The sequence below is a fragment of the Pseudomonas sessilinigenes genome, assembly GCF_003850565.1.
GTDB lineage: Bacteria > Pseudomonadota > Gammaproteobacteria > Pseudomonadales > Pseudomonadaceae > Aquipseudomonas > Aquipseudomonas sessilinigenes.
Window position 1 is genome coordinate 3,794,816 of the sequence record NZ_CP027706.1, and the last position, 20,457, is coordinate 3,815,272.

The window sequence follows — 20,457 nt, forward strand, 5'->3', positions numbered from 1 at the left end:
GAAAACACTTTTCCCCGCCGGCTTTCGGCCAGCCATCCAGGCCGGTGGCTGCGTTATCCCCAATCCCGCCAATAACCCGCACCTTCGGCTGTAACCCCAGGCCACAGGGGCTTGGCCGTTCCTCCCGCCACCTTCCGCCGTACGTCTGATTAACTGTCCTGCACTTGATTTATATCCATTTGGATATAAATTTCCGGAAGCGCTCTACCTGATTCACCCTTTGCAGCCATGCGTTGAAACAACCCCGTGCGGCCAGCCCTGGCAGTCTTGATTAGCCTTGTTCCTGGTCACTGACAGGAGAAGTTCGATGCCCAGGCACAAGGATGTGGTGTTTGTCGGGAGCGCGCTGCGGGATCTCAGGGCATTCCCTGAAGATGCCCGTCGGGCTGCCGGGTTTCAGCTGGATCTGCTGCAGCAGGGCGAGCAGCCCTACGATTGCAGGCCGGTGAAAACCATCGGCCCGAGTGTCTTCGAAATCAGGATTCATGAAGATTCAGGGGCGTTTCGGGTGTTTTATGTGGTCAGGCGGCCTGCAGCCATCTATGTGCTGCACGCGGTGCGCAAGACTACCCGCAAGACCGAAGCGCGGGATATCGAGCTGGCTCGTGCCAGATTTCAGCAAGCAGGTTCACGCCATGACTGACCAACAGATCAACCCGCGCTTTGCCAGCGTCTGGGATGCCCTTGAAGCCACCCCCCAGGAGGCCGCCAACATGCGCCTGCGGGCCAAGCTGATGCTGGAGCTGGGCAAGACCGTGCAGGCCTGGGGGCTGTCGCAGAAGGAGGCGGCCAAGCGCCTCAACATCACCCAGCCCCGGCTCAACGATGTGCTTAGCGGCAGGATCAACAAGTTCTCCCTCGATGCGCTGGTCAACCTATGCGAGGCCGCGCAGCTGGGGGTGGAGATCCGCTTCGACGTTGGCGGCAATCGGCCCCTGGCGCCCGCCTGATTCATACAAGCTCCATATCAGGCTGCTAGCATGGTTCCTCTCCTGCCAAGAAACTGCTCAATGTTCGTACGCCTGCTGTTCCTCTGCGGCTTGTCCATGGTCGCCAGCTCGCTGGCGGCGATGACGGTCTACAAGTCCGTCGACGCCGACGGCGTGGTGTCCTACAGCGACCGGCCTTCGCCGGGAGCGCAGGCGTTCGTGTTCCGCGATCGCATGGAGGAACACCTGGAGCGCCAGGTGCGGCTGGATATCCAGAAGCACAGGGGCGTGGATGCGCTGTACGTGCGCAACGACCTGCATGGGCCGGTGGAGGTGGAGCTGGGGTTCGCCAGCCTGAGCAACGTCAGCGGCGCGCCGACGCAGCCGATCCGCCGGGTGCTGCCGGCCCGCAGCAGGCAGCGCCTGGCGCTCTTGACGGCGACCCGGGCCGACCAGCCCTTGAGCTATGTCCCAAGGTTTCGTTACTCCCTGGGCGACCCGGGGGGAGCCGTGCAGGCCTACCGCTACCCTTTGCCCTGGCGGGGCGGGCCGTTTCGCCTGACCCAGGGCGCCAACGGCCAGTACAGCCATTCCAGCCCCAAGAGCCGTTATGCGATGGACATCGCCATGCCGGTGGGCACGCCGATCATCGCGGCGCGTGGCGGGGTGGTGGTCAAGACCGAGAACGCCCAGAGCGGCCGGGGCGACAACCCGGCCGGCAATTTCGTCCGGGTACTGCACGACGACGGCACGATGGGCGTGTACCTGCACCTCAAGCAAGGTTCGGTGAGCGTGCGCGAGGGCCAGCGCGTGGCGGTGGGCAGCCCGCTGGGGCTGTCGGGCAATACCGGCAACAGCAGCGGGCCGCACCTGCACTTCGTGGTGCAACGCAATACCGGGTTGGGGCTGGTGTCGATTCCCTACCAGTTCGACCAGCCCCTGGGGGGCTTGCCGAACTTCGCCCTGGGCAATAAATAGGGCGGGAGTGGCCGGCCGGCTCGCACAGGAGCCGACCGGTGCAGGCTCGATCAGTCGAGCATCAGGACCTTGGCCAGGATGATCTTCGGACCCTTCATCTTCTTGATGATGATGCGCAGGCCTTCGACCTCCAGCACTTCTTCCTCTTCAGGCACCCGTTTCAGGGTCTCGTACACCAGGCCCGCGAGGGTTTCGGCCTCGATATGGTCCAGATCGATGCCCAGCAGGCGCTCGACCTTGAACAGCGGGGTGTCGCCGCGCACCAGCAGCTTGCCCGGCTGGTAGGCGAGGATGCCGCGCTCGGTCTTGCGGTGTTCGTCCTGAATGTCGCCCACCAGCACTTCCAGCACGTCTTCCATGGTCAGGTAGCCGATGACCTTGCCGTCGGCTTCCTCCACCAGGGCGAAGTGCGAGCCGCCCTTGCGAAACTGTTCCAGCAACTGGGACAACGGCATGTGCCGCGACACGCGTTCCAGGGGCCGGGTCAGTTCGTCCAGGTTGAACGACTCGGGGATATGGTCCAGGGCCGCCAGTTCCAGCAGCAGGTCCTTGATGTGCAGCAGGCCGACGAACTCGTTGCGTTCGCTGTCGTACACCGGGTAGCGGCTGAACTTGTGGCGACGGAACAGCGCCAGCACGGCCTTGAGCGGCGCCGTGGACTCGATGCTGATCAGGTCTTCCCGGGAGTTGGCCCAGTCCACCACTTCCAGCTCGCCCATTTCCACTGCCGAGGCCAGTACCCGCATGCCCTGGTCGCTGGGGTCCTGGCCCCGGCTGGAGTGCAGGATCAGCTTGAGTTCTTCGCGGCTGTAGTGGTGCTCGTGGTGTGGGCCGGGCTCGCCTTGGCCGGCGATGCGCAGGATGGCGTTGGCGCTGGCGTTGAGCAGGTAGATGGCCGGGTACATCAGCCAGTAGAACAGGTACAGCGGCACTGCCGTCCAGAGGGACAGCAGTTCGGGTTTACGAATCGCCCAGGACTTGGGCGCCAGTTCGCCGACCACGATATGCAGGTAGGAAATGATGAAGAACGCCGTGAAGAACGACACCCCACGGATCACTTCCGCAGAGCTCACGCCCACGGCGCCCAGCAGGGGTTCGAGCAGGTGGGCGAAAGCCGGCTCGCCGACCCAGCCAAGGCCCAGGGAAGCCAGGGTGATGCCCAGTTGGCAGGCCGACAGGTAGGCGTCCAGCTGGCTGTGCACGGTGCGCAGGATTTGCCCGCGCCATCCGTTCTTGTGGGCGATGGCCTCGACCCGGGTCGAGCGCAGCTTGACCATGGCGAACTCGGCGGCCACGAAGAAGCCGTTGAGCAGGACCAGGATCAGAGCAAAAAGAATCATGCCGAAGTCGGCGAACAGAGACGCGAGGGTAAAACCAGGGGAAGGGTCCATGATGGGGTTTTGCGGATTCCATGTATTCGAAAAGAGGGCGATACGGTGCCTGGAGGGCAGGCACAAGCTACGCAATGTAGCGGCTGACAGGGCGGTTGCCTAGGGGGCAGGCCGCTGTCAGCGCTGGTCGGTCAGGCTGGCGATGCGGTTTTTCTTCACCTGGGCCGGGGCGAAATGGCAGGTGAAGGTGCTGCCATGGCCCAGCACGCTGCTGATCTCCAGGCGGGCACGGTGGCGCAGCAGTACGTGCTTGACGATGGCCAGGCCCAGGCCGGTGCCGCCGGTGTTGGAGTTGCGGCTGGAGTCGACCCGGTAGAAGCGCTCCGTCAGGCGCGGCAGGTGCTTGCTGTCGATGCCGATCCCGGAGTCCTGCACGCTCAGGTGTGCGCCTTGTTCGTCGCCCCACCAGCGGATGCGGATGTTGCCTTCGGCCGGGGTGTACTTCACCGCGTTGAACACCAGGTTGGAGAACGCGCTGCGCAGTTCCGCCTCGCTGCCCTTGAGCTGTACCGAGGCGTCGGCCTCCAGGGTGATGCGCTGGTTGCGCTCGCCGGACAGTGCCTGGGCATCGCTCTTGATCGATTGCAGCAGGGTGTCGATGGGCACCGGGTGGTTGTCCGAGGGGTAGTCGGTGGCCTCCAGCTTGGCCAGCAGCAACAGGTCGTTGAGCAGCGTCTGCATGCGCCCGCCTTGCTGCTGCATCTGCTGCAGGGCGCGGTTCCAGCGCGGGTTCACCTCTTCGACGTTGTCCAGCAGGGTCTCCAGGTAGCCGCAGATCACCGTCAGCGGCGTGCGCAGCTCGTGGGACACATTGGCGATGAAGTCCTTGCGCATCTGTTCCAGCTGGTGGATGCGGGTCACGTCGCGCACCAGCATCAGATGCTCGTTGTTGCCGTAGCGGGTGATGTAGAGCTGGATGCGCACGCGGTCGTTGGCCGGGGAGGGGATCTCCAGCGGTTCGGCGTAGTTGTCCTGTTCGAAGTATTCCTTGAAGCGCGGATGACGCACCAGGTTGGTCACTGGCTGGCCGCTGTCCTGGGGCGTCTTGAGGCCCAGCAGGGTCTCGGCGGCGCGGTTCCACCACTCCAGGTTGCCGTCGCTGTCGAGCATGATCACTGCATCCTTCAGGGCCGCGGTGGACTCCTGGACGCGGTCGATCACCGCTTGCAGGCGCCCGCGGACCCGCTGGTCGCGACGTTGCAGGTGGTAGATGCTGTCGAACACCTCGCCCCACAGGCCGTAGCCATCGGGTGGCGCTTCATCGGGCTGGTGCAGGCGCAGCCATTCATGCAGGCGCAGTAGCTGCTTGAGGGTCCAGGCCAGGTAGATCCCCAGGCCGGCGGCCAGGCTCCAGCCGTAGTAGCCACTGACCAGCCCCACCAGCAGGCAGCCGGTGACCAACAGCAACATGTGGCGAATCAGGGTGCCATGCCAGTTTTGATTCACAATCGGTCCTTCGGACGGTGAAAAGTTTCAAGTTGCAAGCTTCAAGTCAAAGCAGACCGGCTTCTACTTGCCGCTTTTAGCTGACAGCTTGCAACTGCTTTCAACCTTTGGTTGAAAACCGATACCCGGTGCCGCGCACGGTTTGTACCAGATTTTCGTAGGCATCCCCCAGGGCCTTGCGCAGTCGACGGATATGCACGTCCACGGTGCGCTCCTCGACGTACACGTTGCCGCCCCAGACCTGATCCAGCAGTTGGCCACGGGTGTAGGCGCGCTCCTGGTGGGTCATGAAGAACTGCAGCAGGCGATATTCGGTGGGTCCCATCTCCGCGGGCCTGCCGTCGATGGTCACCCGGTGGCTGATGGGGTCCAGGAGCAGGCCGCCGACTTCGATGGGGGCCTCGCCATCGGATGGGCCGGCACGGCGTAGCACGGCCTTGAGCCGGGCCACCAGCTCGCGGGGGGAGAACGGCTTGGTGATGTAGTCGTCGGCGCCGACTTCCAGGCCCTGGATCTTGTTGTCCTCTTCGCCCTTGGCGGTGAGCATGATGATCGGGATGTCACCGGTCAGCTCGTCACGCTTGAGGCGTCGCGCCAGCTCGATACCGGAGGTTCCGGGGAGCATCCAGTCCAGTAGGATCAGGTCCGGCTTGCGGTCGACGATGATGGCATGTGCCTGCTGAGAGTTCTCTGCCTCCATGCAGTCATAGCCGGCCATTTCCAACGCAACGGCGATCATTTCGCGAATAGGCGCTTCGTCGTCAACGATCAGAATGCTTCTGCCAACCATGCTTGAACCTCTTGTCATTTAACTGTCTTGCGCCGCATTAGATAACGGAATTATTGCAGTCGTGTGACAGTATTTCAGGTCGCGGGGCGAGGTGCAGCTTCCTCGACTAAGCTTGGGGTCCGATTCCTGACAACCACAAAAGAAGGTTTCCATGACTGTGTTCAAGCACTCCCTGAAAGTCCTGCTGGTAGGCGCTGCCCTGGCCCTGCCGACCCTGGCCCTGGCTGCCGAGCCGGCGATGAGCAAGGACGGCATGTTGGTCGATCACAAGGGCATGACCCTCTATACGTTCGCCAAGGACGCTGATGGCAAGTCCATGTGCAACGACAAATGTGCGGCCAACTGGCCACCACTGATGGCCGGGGCCAGCGACAAGGCCGAGGGCAAGTGGACGATGATCAAGCGTGACGACGGCAAGATGCAGTGGGCCTACGATGGCAAGCCGCTGTACGGTTTCGTCATGGACAAGAAGGCCGGCGACATGACCGGCGAAGGCAAGATGGACGGCGCCTGGAAGGTCGCCAAGCAGTAACCCCACCTGTGGCGGCTACACAGCCCTGTAGCCGCTAAAGGCCCGCTGGGCCTTGCTGGGCGATCCCGTCGAACGTCTGGCGGCCTCAAGCCCGCTGCGTCCTTTCAGGCCCACGTCCGAACGCGGCCCGAGCCTTCGGCAGCGGCTGCACAGAGCTAGCGCAGGGCGTAGTCCAGTACCACGCCGATGAAGATCGCCATGCCTGCCCAGTGGTTGTGCAGGAAGGCCTTGAAGCATTTGAGCCGGTCGCGGTCCCGGGTGTACCAGAACTCCCAGGCGAAGCATGCCGCGGCCACCGCCAGCCCCAGGTGGAACCAGCCTCCCAGGTCGAATCGCGCGCCTGCCAGCAGCAGGCAGCCCAGGGACAGGCCCTGCAAGGTCAGGATGATCACCCGGTCGGCCTCGGCGAACAGGATCGCCGTGGATTTCACCCCGATCTTCAAGTCGTCGTCGCGGTCGGTCATGGCGTAGTAGGTGTCGTAGCCCACGGTCCACAGCAGGTTGGCGATGTACAGCAGCCACGCCGTCGCCGGCAACTGGCCGTCCTGGGCGGTGAAGGTCATCAGGATGCCCCAGGAGTACGCGGCCCCCAGCACCACTTGCGGGTAATAGGTGTAGCGCTTCATGAAGGGGTAGCAGGCGGCCAGCGCCAGGGCGCCGAACGACAGCCAGACCGTGGTGGCGTTGGTGCACAGCACCAGCAGGAAGGCCGTGCCCATGAGTACCGCGAACAACGCCAGGGCTTCCTTGGCGCTGACCTTGCCAGTGGCCAGGGGCCTCTGTTCGGTGCGCTTGACCTGGCCGTCGACCTTGCGGTCGGCGAAGTCGTTGATCGCGCAGCCGCCGGCCCGAGTCAGGACCACGCCGAGGCCGAAGATCAGCACATGGCCCAGGGACGGCGCACCCTTGGCGGCGATCCACAAGGCGCTGAGGGTCGGCCATAGCAGCAGGTAGATGCCGATGGGCTTGTCCATGCGGGTCAGTTGCAGGAAGTCCCAGGTCCGTGGATGCAAGCGGTTCAGGGACTGAAGCAGGCGCAGGTACATCAGCAGGCCTCCGGTTGGGCGTCTACGGCGCACCACAGGCTGGGCAGGAAGACTTCGGCCACCAGCAGGCTCAGCGGCCCGCGATCGAAGCGCGAGCGGCGTCCCCACAGGCCGTTGTTGGCGACGGCTTCGGGCAGCCATTCCCGTGGGTAACGACAGACTTCGATGGGACGGCGGGTAAAGGCCTCGTCGCAGAACAGCAGCTCGCCCAGGGAGCGGCTGCCCAGTTCGTCGATGTCCAGCCCGCCTTCCTCCAGGGCGCTGCGCGCGGCAACGCTACGGGCGAACACCCAGGCCTCGCCGTGTCCTCGCAGATACACCTCGCGCACCCAACCCTGGCTGTGCTCTGCAATATCCAGGGCCAGGCATTCGTCGCTGCGCAGGGTTTGCCATTGCTCCACCAGCGGCGTGACGCTGAAGCCATTGTTGGAGAGCCGGGTCAGGCGTCGGGTCAGCGACCCTTCATCGAAAAGCCAGTTGGCGACCAGTGCGCCAGGAAAGGGGGACAGACGGCTTTGCGCCAGCCAGCTCGGGCTCGGCGTGGGGGGCATTGAGTGCGGCACGGTGGGTCGTTATTGGCAGCAAATGAGGTGGCGAGCTTATCATGACAACCTGCGGTTTTGATTGATCCTGGCTGCCTGACGGCACGAACGTGCTTGCATCTGCCAGTAGCGACCAGTAAAAAGCCCCAGTGCCGGATGCTGATCAGCGTGGGGATTGTCCAGAGTCGACCTATCGACCGCCCTGCCGGCGACGCCTGAATGCTCGAGGAAATGCATCGATGAAGAAGTGGCAGTGTGTGGTCTGTGGCTTGATCTACAACGAAGCGGAAGGTTGGCCGGACGACGGTATTGCGCCAGGTACCCGTTGGGAAGACGTGCCTGAAGACTGGCTCTGCCCGGACTGTGGCGTGAGCAAGACCGACTTCGAAATGATCGAGATCGCTTGATCGATTTTTGCAGGCAATGACCAGTAACAAGGAGCAAGGCATGAGCGCACCGGTAGTGATCGTAGGTACGGGTCTGGCGGGGTACAACCTGGCCCGGGAATTTCGCAAGCTCGACGGCGATACGCCGCTGCTGCTGATCACCGCCGATGACGGTCGTTCCTACTCCAAGCCAATGCTCTCCACCGGCTTTGGCAAGAACAAGGACGCCGATGGCTTGAGCATGGCCGAGCCCGGCGCCATGGCCGAGCAGCTCAAGGCCGAGGTCCGTACCCATACCCGGATCAGCGGTATCGACCCAGGCCACAAACGCCTGTGGATCGGCGAGGAGGCGGTGGTCTATCGCGACCTGATCCTGGCCTGGGGTGCGGAAACCGTACGCGTTCCAGTGCAGGGCGACGCATCGGACCTGATCTTCCCCATCAACGACCTTGAAGACTATGCGCGCTTTCGCGCCGCCGCCGCCGGCAAGCGCCGGGTGCTGCTGCTTGGGGCCGGGTTGATCGGCTGCGAGTTCGCCAACGACCTGATCGTCGGCGGCTATGAGGTGGACCTGGTGGCGCCGTGCGAGCAGGTCATGCCGACCTTGCTGCATCCGGCCGCTGCAGCTGCGGTCCAGGCCGGCCTGGAAAGCCTGGGCGCGCGCTTCCACCTGGGGCCGGTGCTCAACCGTTTGCAACGCAATGGCGAGGCCCTGGAGGCCCACCTGTCCGATGGCCAGGTGATCCTCTGTGACCTGGTGGTCTCGGCCATCGGCCTGCGCCCGCGCATCGACCTGGCCGCCGCGGCCGGGCTGATGGTCAATCGTGGGGTGGTGGTGGACCGCGAGCTCAAGACCTCCCATGCCAATATCTATGCCCTGGGCGATTGCGCCGAGGTCGATGGCCTGAACCTGCTGTACGTGTTGCCGCTGATGAGCTGCGCCCGGGCCCTGGCGCAGACCCTGGCCGGCAAGCCGACGGCGGTCAGCTACGGGCCGATGCCAATCACCGTCAAGACGCCGGTCTGCCCGCTGGTGGTCTCGCCACCGCCACGGGGCATGGAAGGCGTCTGGACTGCCGAAGGGCAGGGTGCCGACATCAAGGCCCTGTGCCGCGACGCCAGCGGCCAGCTGCTGGGCTACGCCCTGACCGGGGCCGCAGTGATGGAAAAACTGGCCCTGAACAAGGAGCTCCCGGCACTGCTGGCCTGAATACGGGTCGTTCTGTCGGAATAACCGGGATTTTGCCCCCACAAAGGTCGCCAGGAGACTGGCGCCACTCTCCAGCGCGTGCCATCCTCACACCCGTCTGCCGCAGTGTAGAGCCTGCGGCGCCTTGGGCGCTGTTCCCGTGAACAGCACGGACATAACAACAAAAAACCGTCAAAGAGGCTTCACACTATGCGTAAACCAGAACTCGCCGCAGCCATTGCTGAAAAAGCGGACCTGACCAAAGAGCAAGCCAGCCGTGTGCTCAACGCCATTCTTGAAGAAATTACCGGGGCCCTGCACCGCAAAGACAGCGTCACCCTGGTCGGTTTTGGCACCTTCTTGCAACGCCACCGTGGCGCCCGCACCGGCAAGAACCCGCAGACCGGCGAGCCGGTGAAGATCAAGGCCAGCAACACCGTGGCATTCAAGCCCGGCAAATCGTTGAAAGACAGCGTCAATCCATAAGCATTGAGCGGGCTCCCGCGACAGGGAGCACGCAGGGGAAAAATAGGCACGCCGAGCGCATCGGGTGCCTATTTTTTTTGCCGGTCGCAAACCATAGGCGTGGCTTGCGAAGGCTGGCAGGCGTGGCTAGGATGCCCGCCTGTTTGCGTTGCGACCCAAGGCCAAGGATGACCCGCCCGATCAGCAATTCCCCTGTATTGACCGTCCTGCTGCGCCGTCTGTTCGTCCCTGCCTGCGTCGCCAGTCTCCTGAGTCTGCCGTCGGCTTTGGCCAGCAGCCAGCCGCGCCTGGAGCCGATTGGCTATCGCGAGGCCCTGAACTGGTTTCACAGCCAGAAGTACGACAACTCCGGTGCCTGGATCTGTGGTTACTCCCTGGCCCGCGAGGATTACAGCGTGGCGCCCAAGGCTCCGCGATTGCTGGTGGAGGTGGCGGAGCGTTTTCTCTACCTCAAGACCGGTGGCCAGCTGGTGGAGCTCACAGGCGCGGTACAAAGCCCGCAGCGCAGCGAGTACCAGAATCCCGGAGCGGGTATCCGGATCACCCTGGACATTCTCAAGCGCAACAATTTCAGCGAGTACCAGGAGTCTCACGATCGCCAGGTGCTGGCCCGTATCGAAATCAACGATCAGGTCGAGACCCTGAGGCTCAAGGGGCAATCATGCGGTACTTGAAACTTGCGGGCCTTGGCCTACTGGCCGCTGCGACCTTGTCCGCCCAGGCCGATGAGTCGGCCCCAGGCCAGGGCTGCTATGGCTATCTCACCGAAATGGTGCGCAGCAGTGACTTTCCCTATCGTGACTTCACCACCCCGGACAAGCTCAAGCTGCTGATCGATCGGGATGATGGCCAGCAGTTGAGCCTGCAGCTGTTCTATGAAACGTCCGGTAGCGGGATCATCGGCTGGGTCCATTATGACGTGGTGCAACAGGCCCTGTGGAACGTCACCATCGACCCTGAGGAACCCCAGGCCCTGAAGTTCGATCACCGCTTCGCCAAGGCCTATGCGGCCTGCCTCGAGGCACGCTGAGCCCTGGCTGGCCACGGGTGCGAGCGATGATGCATTTGTTCAAAGTTGCCGACGGGTTCCTTGATTGTTACCGGGCATTGCTTGAAGATTTGCCGTTGTACAACTCCCCCCTTTTCAGCATGGAACGCGAATCCCTTGTCCTCTTACCGTCTTCAAGAAGCCGATCTCGACATCCCTGACGCCTGGCAGGACCAGAGCATCAATATTTTCAAGCTGCCCGCCGTCGGCGGAGCCCAGGAAGCCAGCTTCGTCATCAGCCGCGACCCGAGCCAGGGCGATGCCTCCTTCGGCGACTACGTGGCACGGCAACTGAGCAGTGCCGAGCAGCAGTTGCCCGAGTTCAACCTGATCAAGCGCTGGGACTTCGACATGCACGGCCACGCCGCCGTGCTGCTGGACTACAGCTGGAAGCGCGAAGGCCGCGAGCTGATGCTGCGCCAGGTGTTTATCGAGCGAAAGCCGGCGGTACTGATCACTACCCTGACCACCACGGTCAACGATATGCCCCATCACGAGCCCGCCTGGAAGCAGGCCATGCAGAGCCTCAAGCCCGTGCCATCCGTGGCCTGATGACAAAGGCCAGGTAGTACGCGATGGATATGTTGGCAGCTGCACGCCTGGGGGATGAGATCGCCCATGGTTTTGGTGTCGCGGCAATGGTGGCCGGAGCCGTCGTCGGAGCCTTGATCGGGGCTGCTGTCGTCGCCGCTACCGTGGCCACCGGTGGTGTGGCCCTGGCGATCATGGCCGGTTCGATTGCCGCTGGCGGCTTGTCGATGTTCCAGATCGTCAAGGGCCTGAGCACCATCTTCAACCTGCCCGAACCCAGCACGGGGGTGCTGGTGGAGGGCAGCTTCAATGTCTATATCAACCGGCGCAACGCCATGCGCGCCGGGCAGGACCACTCGTCCTCATGCAGCGGCCTGCCGCTGAACCATCCCATCTGGCCCTTCCCGGTACTGATCGCCGAAGGCAGCGCCAAGGTCACCATCAATGGCAAGCCGGCGGGCCGGCTGCAAAGCAAGATGGTGTGTGGCGCCCATATCAAGACGGGCAGCGAGAACACCTTCATTGGCGGACCGACGGTGCAGGTGGCCTTCGTGCTGGATATCGAGGGTTGGTTGCATACCGGGCTCGAGGCCCTGGGCCTGCTGGCAGCCGGTGGTGCCTTGGTGTTGGCGGCTTGTGCCGGGGCTGGAGCGTTTTTTGGTGCCCTGGCGATCGGTGGCGCGATGTATGGGGGGATGGAGCTGCTGGGAGACCTGGGTGATCGCCTGGGGCCTGGTTATCGAGACCTGTTCCAAGGGGTGGCGGGCATGGCCTTGTTGGGGCTGGGGCCCAAGCTGGCACGGACCCCGATGAACGCGACGCAAAGGACCCTGATGGCCCAGCGACGCCAGGCCCAGATGCTCAAGGACAACCGAGGGTTCAACATCAGCCCGGTGGCATGGGACAAGTACCCAACCATCGGCCGCAATGGCACCTATGTTTCCGATAAAAGGGGAGTTGCGGACGTCATCGGAGACTTTTCGGGACGCTCGAAAGTTACCATCAGCACCGAGAAGGCCGCGAAGCTGGAAAATGCCTTCGGTCTGGAGAAGGGCTCGTTGCAAGACGGCTTCAAGATCCGCCAGGTCGATGACATCGCCGGGCGCATGCCAAGAAGCCCGATGGAGGGCAATCAGTACTTCCTCGGCCCAGGCAAGCACCTACCGGGAGGTGCGCCGGAAATGGTAGTGGAATCGATCCCGACCAAAGACATGGACGGGGTTACAACCTTGACTGAGGTATTTGTAAGTGATTGATCAAGAATTGAAGGCCTATGTGGAAAAAGCCGATACCGACACGGTGCGGGTCCGAATTATCGATTCCACACTGGATTCGGCCTTGGCTGCCTTGGGTTTCTCTGCGGTCGAGCCAGGGGTCTACACCCTGGATGTGGCGGACGACAGGCATAAGGCGCAGCTCTTCGACGCTTTGCGTACCCTCGGCGTGGCTTTCGCCGATGGCAAGGAGTGGTGCCCTGCGGAAGTATTCGAGTACCTGCGCGACATGAATCTCCTCAGCGGCAAGTTCACCCGGATCTCCTGGCGTGAACCTGGACACTACCACCTGGCCCAGGTTTGATCATCGGCCCGGGCACGTAGCGCCGAGTGGCCACTTGCCCGGCGCCAGCCGTCAGCCCAGTGCGGCCAATAGTTGCTTGTTGAACGAATCCTTCTGCTCCCGGTGGTTGGTATAACCAAGGGTCTGTTCGCTCAGGATTCTGGCCAGGGTGTCCGCATCCGGCTTCATGCCATTGCTGCGCAAGGCGATAAAGATAAGTGGAACCGGGTAGGAGAAGTACTTTGGCCTGGCGATCACATCGTTCACCAGGCCGGGGCCGAGGTTGAGCAGGTTGGAGACGATCGGCAGGTCGATCTCCTGGAGCCTGCGAAGCAGCCGCTGGCAGGTGCTTTCGATACCTTGTTCGGTGACGGGCAGTAGTGGGCAGGCATCGTCTTCGCTGACGGTCGACATGCTGTAGACAAACTTTGCGTTTGGCAGGTTCGACGGATAGGGCGGGCCTATGCTATCGAGCTCTGCCTGCAGGGTCGGATGCTCGACCAAGATGATGGTTTCGTAGGCCCGGCTGTTGGCCAGGTATTCGAAATGCAGGTTCGCCACGGCCCCCGACTCCTTATGGCTGACCGCGATTTTGTTCTTGGTGACTTTCACGCCGGGATAACCTGCAAGCTCACTCTTGAGAAAGCCCTGCAGTGCCTTTTCAAAGTGACTTCGCAATTCCTTGATGTTTTCTTTCATTTCTCGATTACTCGTTCAATAGCGAAGAAGCCAGAAGTTTGCTGTGTGTTGTGCTCCGTTTCCACCGAACGGGACACCTCTGGCGCCTTTGGTCGCGACTTCGAATTGACCCTGGGTGGTGGCTGAAGGCCTGATCAGGCCACCGCCCAGACCACCATTGGTATTGGCTGGGTTGTTCATGTCGAACATCCCGGTTCCCTCTTGGTTCTTGGTCAGTTTGCCGCTGCCATTCTTGACCTCGAAAATGTGATAGTTGCCGGCTTTGTCCTTGGCGACGATGTCTGCCCTGATGCGATAGGTCTTGTTGGTGGTGGGGTTCTTGACCCTCATGGTCAGTTCCTCGCCGACCACCGTAAAGCCGTTCCTCTTCAGGTCGGCCTTGGCTTTTATCGTGCCCCGCCGGCCACTGAAGGCCGATTTGCAGATCCAGCCCAGTGGGTCGACCCAGCCGATCGGGTTGACTGCGTACTGGTAGAGGTTCAACCCGCCAGCCAGGCCGATGGGGTCCGGCGTGGTGAACCGGCCGATGTCCGGGTCATAGAAGCGGAAAGTGTTGAAGTGCAGCCCGGTTTCGCGGTCCAGATACTGACCCTGGAACCTGAGGTTCTGTTCCTCGACATAGTAAGGCTCGCGCAATTCTTCGATAGAACTGCCCCAGACCCGATAGCGAGCCTGCCATACGGTGTGCCCATCAGCCTCGCACAGTTGCTGGGGCAGGCCATTGGGATCGTTGTGGTAGTAGCGGATCTTCTGTTGCGCCCCGAGGCCATCGACCCGCGCCAGGGGCACATGGCCTTCATCTTCATAAAGGTAGAGGCTGGTTTGCTGATTGCGATGCTCCTGCAGCAATCGCAGGCCATCCCAGGTGAACCGGGTCTCGCCCAGGAGATTGCCCTGGCTGTCATGCTCGGTCTTGCGGGTCCGCCGGCCCAGGGCGTCATAGTCCATCCTGACTACGGTCTGGCTTCCCGCCCCCTGGTTGCGGACCTCGATCAAGCGGTGTTCGGCATCGTAGGCAAAGCGCTGTATGCCACGCCGTGCACTGTGTTTTTCTACCATCCGGCCGAAGGCGTCATAACGGTAGCGCTTGTCCTGGTAAGTCAGCAACTTGTTGTGCTTGACCAGGCCTGCGCCCTGAGGCGGCGTCTCCAGGAGGTTGGCCGCGGCGTCGTAGGCGAAGGATTCCTTCTGACCTTGGAGGCCGTCCTGGCTGGCGATGATTCGTCCTGTGGCGTCGTAGTGGAATAGCTGGCGATGCTGTCCGTTGGCATGCCGGTCGATCAGGCCCACCAGGTTGTCGTTGCTGTCGTACTCAAGGTGCCTGTCCTGTGCATTGGCTTGCACGTTGGCGCGGCGCAGCCGTGCCCGCAGTCGTCCACCGCGGTCGTACTCGCTTTGCATGCTGACCTGGCCCTGGGTCCGGAGCACTTCGCGGTGCAGGCGATCGCGTTCGAAATCGCTGACGACCTGGCCATCGAGATTGATCTGATGCAGATAGCCACTGCCGTAGTACAGCCGATTCAGCCAACGTCCGTCGGGTAGCTGGGTTTGCGTCAGGTTACCCAGCTCGTCATACCGGTGTTTGAGGCTGCCGGCGGCAGTGCGCTCCTCAAGCAGCTGGCCCAGAGCGTCGTAGGCGAACCCTAGTTCCTGCTGGCCACCGAGCGTGTCGGTGAAGGTCACGGCTACCAACTGGCCCAGGGCATCGAACGCGTATTGGGTACGGCCATCGTCGGTCACCTTGGCCAGCAACCGGCCCACGGCGTCACGCTCGAACCTGTGAACAATCGGTGCGTCAGGTACCGCAGCTACCTGGCTCGATCCTGCGGCGAAGGGCGCTGGGTGGGTCTGGAGCTCGACGACGCTGCTCAGTGGGTCATAACGGTAGCGCTTGCTGCTGCCATCGAGATTGTGTTGCTCGGCCAGGCGATCGCTGTCATCCCAGGCAAAGCGGTAGCTCTCGCCATTTTCGTTGGTCAACGCCTGCAACCGCCCATAGGCATCGTAGCTGAACAGCACGTTCCGCCCATGGGCATCGGTACGCTGGCGCATCTGGCCTCGGCGGTTGTACTGGTAGAGCGTGGTATAGCCAGCAGGGTCCGTGTGGCTCAGCAACTGGCCGCTGTTATCTCGCTGATAGTGTTCGGTGCGACCGTCGGGCAGCTGGCTGCTCAGTAACCGACCTTGGGCGTCGTAGTGGAATCGCGTGTACTCGCCAAGGGCGTCGGTGATGGTTGCTACATTGCCGCGTCGATCATAGTCGAAGCGAGTCGAGTAGCCTGAGCAATCCAGGTGTTCGATGAGTTGGCCAAATGCGTTCCAGCGCAGCTTCCTAGTCTTGCCCGTGGCATCGATGATTTCCACGACCTGGCCTTGGGCGTTGTGGCGATAGCGAGTGACCTGGCCCAGCGGGTCGGTCTCGGCGATGCAGTTGCCCCGCGCGTCGTAGCGCATGTGCCAGCTATTGCCGGCGGCATCGGTCTGTACTTGTGGTAGTGACCAGTGCTCCAGCCACAAGGTCGAGTAGCTATGCCCTAGCGGATCGACCTCGGCGATCAAGTTGCCGGCCTCGTCGTAGCTGTATTCGTAGCGCCCTCCCAATGGGTCGGTGGCACTGAGTAGCTGGCGTTCGTCATTCCATTCAAAGCCCCAGGTCTGCCCAAGGTTGTCGCTGTATTCGACAATCTGCTGCTGGCTGTTCCAGCGACGGGTACTGACGCGTTGCAGGCTATCGGTGACCTGGGTGATGCCCGCGTCCAGATCGTATTCGAATTGGTAGGCGTCGCCCTCGTCGGTCCAGTGGCGCATGACCCGCCAGTGCTGGTCCGGGTGTTGTGCCCATTGATAGAAACAGCGCAGGCCGGTGGCCAGCTGGTGCTCGATCATTCGCTGGCCGGCGTCGTAGGCGAAGCGGCGCTGGACCTGGCTGTCGGCATTGCGCACCTGGGCCAGGTTTCCCGCACCATCGTAGTCGTAGCTGACCAGCACCTCTCGTTGCTGATCGGTAAACAGGCGCTCGACCTTGGCGATCCGTCCTGGCCAGTTGGTGTGGTAGATCAGCTCGACTTGCAATTGTTCGAAGGTATCGCGCAGCGAGATGAGGCGCCCGGATTCGTCATAGCCCAGGTTAAGGCGGTTTTCGTTGCGATCTCCCAGTTGCACCAAACGCAATCGTGAAGGATGTTTTGGCGACGGTTCGAACAGGCGATAGAGACCATCGCTGCTTTCGATCAGCAATTGCCCATTGCCATTGCGTTTTACGGCTAAGCCTTCACCGGGGCTGAAGACTGCGCCACCCAAGGCAGTCGCCCCCATATCGATCCGGCGGGCCTGCTCGTCGATGTAGAGCAAGCGCTCGCCGCCTTCGGGGTGGGATTCGATCTCTACGCTGACCTCGTACGGCAGGCTCCAGCCAGTCCCCAGCAAGCCGTCCCGACGTTCGTCGCGGCTGTTGTAGAGGCGCTGCCATTCGAGGGGGATCAGCCCGGGCAGCGTGAAGTCCAGGTCGTCATCGTCACCCAGCACCTTGGCTCCGGTGGCCGCGTGCACCGGGTTCGGTGAGCCGGAAATGGCTCGGGTCAGGGCATTGGTCGCCTGGCCCACGACAAAGGCGTTAACCCCCGACATCAGCATGCACGGCAGGTTGCTGAGGAACTTGCCCTTGCCGCCCTTGAGCATCAGCAGCACGGTGACCGCCAGCCCCACGCCCGGAGTCTTGCCGCTGCGAATCTCGCGCACCACCACCGAGCCTCCGCCGATGGTCACGTCGGGGGAGATGGGGCCGGCCGATACCACCTTGGCGTCGCAGGTGCTGCGATCGCCGCTGCGCACTGCCGGCTGGCCGTCGATGCTGACCTTCTCCGAACCCTCGGCCAGGTACTGCGGTGGCATGGGCGGGTGCTTGGTACAGGTGATCAGGTCCTGGTCCCTGGGTTCGGAGCCAGGGGCAGGGGAGGCCACGGTGGGCCGCCACATCTGCGAGAAAAATTCCTTGGCCATGTCGAGAAAGCCAGGCTCTTCTTCCGGGGTAGCCGAAGGCGTGTCGGTGGCTTCGCTTTCTTCGGCGCCGTCGCCGCTGATCTGCGTCGGTGGTGCAACACCCGCTGCGCGAGCTGCCGGCTTGTTGTTGGTCAGGACCTTTTTCGAGCCGGTGGCGATGTTGGCCTGGATCGAGGGGGGGAACAGCGCGTTGCCTATGCCCTCGCATAAACTACTCAAGCCTTTGTCGGCCCCGGTTTTGCTCATGGCCACGCCGACCACCACGCTGACCACCAGCCCCAGGACGCAGGCGCCGAGGCCGCCGGTGGCCAGGCTGACGCCCACCGCCGCGGCCACTGCCATGGTGGCCAGGGTGCCGATGGCAATGGTGGCGGCTGCCTCCAGTACACCGCCGAGGATGTCGGCCATCATCGAGGTGTGTTCCAGCCCGTCGCCCAGGCGGGCGGCCCAGAGTGCATCAGACATGCGCGAACCTCAGCCCAGGACCAGGGTGTTCTTGATCTGCTGCCAATGCGCGGCTTCGGCGTCTCCGAGCTTCTGGGCCTTGACGTAGCTCATGGCGAGCATCTGTCGGGTGCCAGGCAGGACCAGCGCGAGCTGGTACTGGAATACCTGTTCCTTGCCCTTGTTGAACTGGCTGCGCAGTTCCATGGCCTGGATCTCCTTGGCCGGCCCCACCAGCACTGGCTGCGGTGCCTGCACGCGCAGCTCCTGGACTTGCTGCTCCAGGCGTTGCAGCTGGCTGGCCAGGTTGCTCTCCAGGGTTTCGTCCGCAGCCAGCAGGCTGCGGCTGACGATCAGCGAAGTGCCCAGTTCAGGGAACTTGAGGATATTGATCGAAGCATCCTGCAGCTCGCTGGCCGGCAGCTGGAATTGCAGTTCGTTGAGGCGATAGGTCATGACCCATGTGTCCTTTGATTAACCCTTGGGGGCGGGGAAGACCGCGCTGACCTTGGCAGTGATGGCGCCTTGTACGCCCTGGCCTTCAGTGGTGGTGCCCGGGCCGCCGCCATTGTTCAGGTGCAATACGCCGCCGGTATTGATCTGCGCGTCGCTGGAGGCGTGGACGCTGATGTTGACCCCGCACAGGTTGATCTGGCCGCTGGCGTTGAGCTCCAGGATGCTGGCGCCGCAGACCAGGCGCAGGCGCTCGCCGACCTCGATCACGTAGCTCTGGCCGATGCTGTCGAGTTTCTTCTCGCCCACCGACAGTTCATCCACGTGCTGGACGATGCGCACCCGCTTGTTGCCGATGGTCACGAACTCGTCGTGGCCGATGCTCTTGTTGCGGTTGTTGCCCACCGAGTGGCTCTCGTTGACCTCGACCACGATGTCCTGGTTGCGCTCGGCATGGATGTACAGCTGCTCGGCGCCCTTCTTGTCCTCCATGCGGATTTCGTTGAAGTTGGCTGGCGAGCCGCCCTTGCTCGAGCGGCTCTTCATGCCGCTCTGGGTCGCATTGGCCGGCAGGTCGTAGGGCACGGTCTGCTCGGCGTTGTACACCCGGCCGGTAATGATCGGGCGGTCGGGATCGCCTTCGAGGAAGCTGACGATGACCTCCTGGCCGATCCGCGGGATCTGCATCGAGCCCCAGTTCTTGCCGGCCCAGGCCTGGGAGACGCGGATCCAGCAGGAGCTGTTCTCGTTGGACTGGTCGTGGCGATCCCAGTGGAAGTGCACCTTGACCCGGCCATATTGGTCGGTCCAGATCTCTTCGCCGGAAGGCCCCACCACGCGGGCTGTCTGTGGGCCTTGCACCATGGGCTTGTGGGTGCTCGCCAGGGGACGGAAGCTCTGCTGCGCGTCGATGCAGGTCAGGTGGCTTTCGAACTGCGCACCACCACCGCCGCCACCGCTCTCCAGGCTTTCCTGGACCACGTAGTAGCGGATGCCGACGATCAGGTACTCGCGGTTCTGGTCCTGGCGGCTGAAGCCGGTGAGGCTGAACAGGTTGCCCACTCCCAGGCCACGGGCGTTGCCGCTGAGTTCGATGCGCTCATGCAGGCTCTGCAGGGCCTCGATGCGGGTCTGCGCATAATGCTCGCCGTCGCTGCTCTGCACATAGGTGCCGGGGTAGTCGTACAGCGGATAGTCGCCGGCGGTGTGCGGGCGCGGCATGGTCGAGCGCACGTCGATCCGTGCGCTGGGGCGCTGGAAGTCGTAGTCGTTGAGCTCCAGGGAGCCTGGCTGGACTTCCTGGGCCAGGTGCCAGTCGAAGATATGGTCGCGCTCGCGCTGCTGTTCATCACGCGGGTAGTAGGGCACCGAAGCGTAGCCGGGCACGCTGCTGTGGGCGCCGTAGGCATCGGCGAGCACCAGCACATGGCGGTCCTTCTCGTGGCGGAAGAAGTAGTAGATGCCTTCCTGCTCCATCAACCGGCTGACGAAGTCGAAGCTGCTCTCGCGGTACTGCACGCAGTATTCCCACTCGCGGTAGGGACGGCTGAGGGTGTCTTCGAAATCCGAGAAACCCAGGTCGCGGAACACCTGCTTGATGATCTGCGGAATGCTCAGGTTCTGGAAAATCCGGCAGTCGGAGGTCCGGCTGAGCAACCACAGCCAGGGCCGCAGCGTCACCTGGTAGCTGGCGAACTGGCCGGTGTCGACGTTCTGGCTGCAACGCGCCACGATGCCATGGAAATGCCGCTGGCCGCCGCCGTCCAGTTGCACGCTCAAGCCCATGGGCTTGCCCAGCAGTTGGTTGAGGTCAATGGCCGCGTCGCTGGAAGTCAGCTGCAGCTGGTAGTCGAACAGGCGCCCCAGCTCCTCGCCGCCGCCCATGCTCTTGAGCAGCAGGACATCCGGTCCCAGGGGACAGTTGACCTGCGCCAGTCGTGTGGATTGCTGAAATAGCATCGTCAGTCTCGTTGAAGGGGGAAAGCAGCGGCAAGCTGCAAGTTGCTAGCTA

The 20,457-nt window shown here is 62.8% G+C and carries 21 protein-coding genes; 12 read left to right on the forward strand and 9 right to left on the reverse strand.

What is annotated here, in order from left to right; translation table 11 throughout:
• Nucleotides 1-307: 307 nt before the first annotated feature.
• Genes C4K39_RS17490 through C4K39_RS17500 form a run of 3 tightly spaced genes read left to right on the forward strand, consistent with a single transcriptional unit; the run spans nucleotide 308 to nucleotide 1,907 of the window.
• Nucleotides 308-643 (forward strand): type II toxin-antitoxin system RelE/ParE family toxin, encoded by a 336-nt coding sequence (locus C4K39_RS17490; protein ID WP_068577578.1) that lies wholly within the window; start codon nucleotides 308-310, stop codon nucleotides 641-643.
• Nucleotides 636-950: a helix-turn-helix domain-containing protein gene (locus C4K39_RS17495; protein ID WP_068577579.1), complete on the forward strand. Its 315-nt coding sequence runs from the start codon at nucleotides 636-638 to the stop codon at nucleotides 948-950. The genes C4K39_RS17490 and C4K39_RS17495 overlap by 8 nt, the downstream gene beginning before the upstream one ends.
• A gap of 60 nt (nucleotides 951-1,010) precedes the next feature.
• Complete coding sequence (locus C4K39_RS17500; RefSeq protein WP_124347079.1) at nucleotides 1,011-1,907, forward strand: peptidoglycan DD-metalloendopeptidase family protein; 897 nt, start codon at nucleotides 1,011-1,013, stop codon at nucleotides 1,905-1,907.
• Between the two features lie 50 nt (nucleotides 1,908-1,957).
• Here C4K39_RS17500 and C4K39_RS17505 read toward each other — a convergent pair whose 3' ends face one another.
• From C4K39_RS17505 to phoB, 3 genes are all read right to left on the reverse strand, one after another.
• Entirely contained in the window at nucleotides 1,958-3,298 is a 1,341-nt protein-coding gene (locus tag C4K39_RS17505; RefSeq protein WP_124347080.1) for a hemolysin family protein, read from the reverse strand.
• Between the two features lie 117 nt (nucleotides 3,299-3,415).
• The gene (gene phoR, locus C4K39_RS17510; protein WP_241110214.1) at nucleotides 3,416-4,708 is read right to left on the reverse strand and encodes a phosphate regulon sensor histidine kinase PhoR; all 1,293 of its coding nucleotides are present in this window, start codon (nucleotides 4,706-4,708) and stop codon (nucleotides 3,416-3,418) included.
• 136 nt (nucleotides 4,709-4,844) lie between these two features.
• Entirely contained in the window at nucleotides 4,845-5,534 is a 690-nt protein-coding gene (phoB, locus tag C4K39_RS17515) for a phosphate regulon transcriptional regulator PhoB (protein ID WP_068577591.1), read from the reverse strand.
• A 151-nt stretch (nucleotides 5,535-5,685) separates the two neighbouring features.
• Between phoB and C4K39_RS17520 the strand changes: the two genes are divergently transcribed.
• Nucleotides 5,686-6,066, forward strand: a complete 381-nt coding sequence (locus C4K39_RS17520) for a COG4315 family predicted lipoprotein (protein ID WP_068577593.1) — start codon at nucleotides 5,686-5,688, stop codon at nucleotides 6,064-6,066.
• 155 nt (nucleotides 6,067-6,221) lie between these two features.
• On the opposite strand, the gene ubiA is transcribed toward C4K39_RS17520, so the two are convergent.
• A complete protein-coding gene (ubiA, locus tag C4K39_RS17525; RefSeq protein ID WP_068577594.1) occupies nucleotides 6,222-7,112 on the reverse strand; it encodes a 4-hydroxybenzoate octaprenyltransferase in 891 nt (296 codons plus the stop codon).
• Nucleotides 7,112-7,675 carry a chorismate--pyruvate lyase family protein gene (locus tag C4K39_RS17530; RefSeq protein WP_124347082.1) on the reverse strand — a complete coding sequence of 188 codons (564 nt, stop codon included), beginning with the start codon at nucleotides 7,673-7,675 and terminating at the stop codon, nucleotides 7,112-7,114. The genes ubiA and C4K39_RS17530 overlap by 1 nt, the downstream gene beginning before the upstream one ends.
• Before the next feature lie 218 nt (nucleotides 7,676-7,893).
• Here C4K39_RS17530 and C4K39_RS17535 point away from each other — a divergent pair, with 218 nt between their 5' ends.
• The 8 genes from C4K39_RS17535 to C4K39_RS17570 all read left to right on the forward strand — a co-directional run bounded on the left by C4K39_RS17535 (nucleotide 7,894) and on the right by C4K39_RS17570 (nucleotide 12,872).
• Nucleotides 7,894-8,061 (forward strand): rubredoxin, encoded by a 168-nt coding sequence (locus C4K39_RS17535; protein ID WP_022641880.1) that lies wholly within the window; start codon nucleotides 7,894-7,896, stop codon nucleotides 8,059-8,061.
• Between the two features lie 40 nt (nucleotides 8,062-8,101).
• Nucleotides 8,102-9,250: an NAD(P)/FAD-dependent oxidoreductase gene (locus tag C4K39_RS17540; protein ID WP_124347083.1), complete on the forward strand. Its 1,149-nt coding sequence runs from the start codon at nucleotides 8,102-8,104 to the stop codon at nucleotides 9,248-9,250.
• 189 nt (nucleotides 9,251-9,439) lie between these two features.
• The gene (locus tag C4K39_RS17545; RefSeq protein WP_068577601.1) at nucleotides 9,440-9,715 is read left to right on the forward strand and encodes an HU family DNA-binding protein; all 276 of its coding nucleotides are present in this window, start codon (nucleotides 9,440-9,442) and stop codon (nucleotides 9,713-9,715) included.
• Between the two features lie 167 nt (nucleotides 9,716-9,882).
• Nucleotides 9,883-10,389: a hypothetical protein gene (locus C4K39_RS17550; protein WP_068577603.1), complete on the forward strand. Its 507-nt coding sequence runs from the start codon at nucleotides 9,883-9,885 to the stop codon at nucleotides 10,387-10,389.
• Nucleotides 10,377-10,745, forward strand: a complete 369-nt coding sequence (locus tag C4K39_RS17555; RefSeq protein ID WP_068577604.1) for a hypothetical protein — start codon at nucleotides 10,377-10,379, stop codon at nucleotides 10,743-10,745. Before C4K39_RS17550 ends, C4K39_RS17555 begins: the two co-directional genes overlap by 13 nt.
• A gap of 135 nt (nucleotides 10,746-10,880) precedes the next feature.
• A complete protein-coding gene (locus C4K39_RS17560; protein ID WP_068577606.1) occupies nucleotides 10,881-11,315 on the forward strand; it encodes a DcrB-related protein in 435 nt (144 codons plus the stop codon).
• A 23-nt stretch (nucleotides 11,316-11,338) separates the two neighbouring features.
• Nucleotides 11,339-12,550: a PAAR domain-containing protein gene (locus C4K39_RS32000; protein ID WP_083235617.1), complete on the forward strand. Its 1,212-nt coding sequence runs from the start codon at nucleotides 11,339-11,341 to the stop codon at nucleotides 12,548-12,550.
• Complete coding sequence (locus tag C4K39_RS17570) at nucleotides 12,543-12,872, forward strand: hypothetical protein (RefSeq protein ID WP_068577607.1); 330 nt, start codon at nucleotides 12,543-12,545, stop codon at nucleotides 12,870-12,872. The genes C4K39_RS32000 and C4K39_RS17570 overlap by 8 nt, the downstream gene beginning before the upstream one ends.
• Before the next feature lie 51 nt (nucleotides 12,873-12,923).
• Here C4K39_RS17570 and C4K39_RS17575 read toward each other — a convergent pair whose 3' ends face one another.
• From C4K39_RS17575 to C4K39_RS17590, 4 genes are read right to left on the reverse strand one after another with little or no spacing between them, the layout of a single operon-like run.
• Nucleotides 12,924-13,550, reverse strand: coding sequence for a hypothetical protein (locus C4K39_RS17575; protein WP_124347084.1), 627 nt, complete (start codon nucleotides 13,548-13,550; stop codon nucleotides 12,924-12,926).
• A gap of 15 nt (nucleotides 13,551-13,565) precedes the next feature.
• Nucleotides 13,566-18,014 (reverse strand): RHS repeat-associated core domain-containing protein, encoded by a 4,449-nt coding sequence (locus tag C4K39_RS17580; RefSeq protein ID WP_124347085.1) that lies wholly within the window; start codon nucleotides 18,012-18,014, stop codon nucleotides 13,566-13,568.
• A 9-nt stretch (nucleotides 18,015-18,023) separates the two neighbouring features.
• On the reverse strand, nucleotides 18,024-18,449 hold the full coding sequence (locus tag C4K39_RS17585; protein WP_068577611.1) for a DcrB-related protein: 426 nt from the start codon (nucleotides 18,447-18,449) through the stop codon (nucleotides 18,024-18,026).
• Between the two features lie 18 nt (nucleotides 18,450-18,467).
• Nucleotides 18,468-20,405, reverse strand: coding sequence for a type VI secretion system Vgr family protein (locus C4K39_RS17590; RefSeq protein WP_124347086.1), 1,938 nt, complete (start codon nucleotides 20,403-20,405; stop codon nucleotides 18,468-18,470).
• Between the last annotated feature and the right edge of the window lie 52 nt (nucleotides 20,406-20,457).